The organism is Serratia sp. Nf2 (assembly GCF_003028435.1).
GTDB lineage: Bacteria > Pseudomonadota > Gammaproteobacteria > Enterobacterales > Enterobacteriaceae > Serratia > Serratia marcescens_L.
In genome coordinates this window covers 1-2,119 of record NZ_PYTW01000026.1, presented here as the reverse complement: position 1 = coordinate 2,119, position 2,119 = coordinate 1, and the positions used below count along the sequence as shown (strand labels likewise).

Below are 2,119 nucleotides of genomic sequence, written 5' to 3'. Positions count from 1 at the left end.
CCCTTAAGATAGTCAAGATAAACACTCAACTCAGGGACTGTCTCAACAAGTTCGATGCAACTGTTTTTATTATTGTAATCAACGTGGTGATAGAGATATTTATTTAGTTCAGCATCCTCTACAGTTGTAGATACAAGAACCACGCGATTTCCTGCCTGGACCTCCTTATCAATAATGCCCTCCCAATACTTTACATAGCGCTCAAAACTTTCTTCTTTAGCACACCCAGTTTCAGTAATATTTTTCTTATGGACATAAAATGCCGTTGCACCCACTATGACATAGTTTTTCTGTGCCAAATCTTGACTACTTTTAACTTCATATAATGCATAAGCCAAGTCGGGTATATAATTGGGTTTAACAGCGAAGAAAACCTCTAATTTTTCTATTGATTTTTTCTCACGAACAAAAATCGCGTGTGACTTAGCAAACGCTTTCTTATACAACCATATATCAAGTTTAGAAAACTTCTCAGCACAGCCCACACCAACGATATACACTGGGATATTATTTTTCTCCGCAATTCTTACCCACAGATACATTGCAATAGGGAACGTACCTCCCGACTGAACTAATTGCCCTCCGCCTATGATTACTCTCTCATAATTATCTGAAAGAGTTTTTTTTATTCTTCTTATATTATTAATATACCAACGAAAGTACTTTACTGGTTGATTTCTCCAAAGAAAATAATGCCGAACTCGACTAATCAATCCTGATTTGTTTTTTTCTTGTAGTGGCTTAGGATTAACGTGCTTCTTTTCCGCATCAAAGCCCACACTTACAGAACATCGCGAAAGCTCGTGGAGAGTTTTTCTTACGCCTTCATTTATAGCATGGTCACCAATATTATCAGAGCAAACTTCATTCACAATAAGTATGTTTTTCATATAAATGCCAGATAAAATTACTTGAACAATAGCACACAGTAAAAACTTAAATGCTTTCGAGATTCCTAAGGAAAACTCCCTTAACCTTTTCCTCTGAAAAGTGCTCCATTACGTAGGAATGTCCATTCATACCGATAGTTTTCAACTCCTCGTCCGCACCTTTCATTTCAATAATTTTAGAAGTAAATTCTTCTAAACTATTGCATGCAATATAGTCTATATTCGCTGTAGCACCTATACCTTCAACACCGATGTCGTTTGTTAGAACAGTCAAGCCATAACTCATGGCCTCTATGACTTTAACTTTTATTCCTGAACCGAATGGTATTGGCGCCACTAAACAAGCAGCATCGCGCAGAGCTGTACTTATATCTTCAACTATTCCCTTTAAAACAACCTTACTATTTCCAGCACAAATTTCCTGTGCCCGATTATCATAATCACCATACACAAATATTTTCACATCTATATAAGCCAGAGCATCTGCTGCAAATACTTTAGAAATCTCCCTTAAACATGCTAGGTTATGATTTGCTTTTAGATTCCCAATAAAAATATAGTAATTACTCTCATCTATAACTTTGTCTGAAATTTCAGTTTTAGGTACACTTGGAGGGTTAAAAAAAACACTTTTAACCCCTGTTTCACGTTTAAATGCAGAAGCCTCCAGCGGCGATGTAAAAGAAAGCTTATCAAACTTACGTGACAGTAACTTCTCTCGCCTGCCAATTAACCCACTTTCCATATTGAGGACTATTTTTCTGAAGGGCTTGATGAGCGAAGACAAAATAGCAGGATATTTTTCAGAGTATGTACCTAGTAAATTTATATTGTCAGAAAATTTATTTGCCATCCGTTTATATCGAAGACTAAGCAAATCATCATACTCAAGAATTTTTTTCGCAGGAATATTTTCAACCAAGTACGCCATTCGGACCATATCGACCAGGAGCAAATCATATTCATTCTCTTCAATACGCTTTGAAATCATTTTCTTCGCTTTAGAAGAGTAAAACAATCTCTCTTGGAACGACAAATTCCATCTAAAAAGACTATTAAATAATATTTCGCAAAATCCTGGGCGTATCATTTCAAAATATTTTATGTCCGCATTTTTTCCTACAGCCCGATCAAAATGTGCAATTTCGACATCATATCCGCTGTCAATCAAAAAGCGAATATTTTGGTTAATCATGTATTCTCTGCCTGCGAATGAAGTTGGCAACCGC

2 protein-coding genes are annotated in these 2,119 nt (G+C 36.2%); both read right to left on the bottom strand.

Features of this window, described 5'->3' with window-relative positions; translation table 11 throughout:
• A partial coding sequence (locus C9411_RS25680) for a polysaccharide pyruvyl transferase family protein (protein ID WP_146158902.1) occupies positions 1-890 on the bottom strand: 890 nt, incomplete at its 3' end.
• A gap of 46 nt (positions 891-936) precedes the next feature.
• Positions 937-2,119, bottom strand: a 1,183-nt coding sequence (locus tag C9411_RS25130) for a glycosyltransferase family 4 protein (RefSeq protein ID WP_233221950.1), incomplete at its 5' end; no start/stop codon positions are given.